1 protein-coding gene is annotated in these 424 nt (G+C 56.6%); it reads right to left on the bottom strand.

Going from position 1 to position 424, the window contains the following annotated elements; all coding sequences use genetic code 11:
- Positions 1–424: hypothetical protein (locus D7Y13_RS46510; RefSeq protein WP_158626243.1), on the bottom strand; the 424-nt coding region annotated here is incomplete at both ends.

Below are 424 nucleotides of genomic sequence, written 5' to 3'. Positions count from 1 at the left end.
ATCGACGGCTTTGAGGTAACGTTTGGCGGCTTGTGTCCAGTTCGATTTAGTCGGCACGAAGATACCCTGTAGCCTGACCTTGGGTAGCTTGGTGGGTTGCGCTGGTGCTGCTTCAATGACGGGTGCTTGTTCTGGGGTGGATGCCATACCGTTGCTGACCAACGTGGCGGATCGCGCTTCGACCTTGGCAACGGTTTGGGCGGCAATGAGGTCTGTGAGTTCGTTCAACACGTCAGCGATCGTGCGCGGGGGCTGTGCGGCCATGACTGCTTCTGCTGCCTTGTTCATTTGTTTAATGGCGTTGGCCTGCGCCGTCGTCGTCTTTGTCTGTTTCCGCTCTGCTGTTACTACCATTGCCGCCGCCTCATTAACGCTTTGCTGCAATGATAGCGCTCGTGTTTGCGTGAGGACAGCCTTGCCATCC

This window comes from Corallococcus praedator (assembly GCF_003612125.1).
In the GTDB taxonomy this organism is placed as follows: Bacteria; Myxococcota; Myxococcia; order Myxococcales; family Myxococcaceae; genus Corallococcus; species Corallococcus praedator.
Note: the sequence above shows the minus strand (reverse complement) of the source record. Positions and strands in the feature narration are given on the sequence as shown.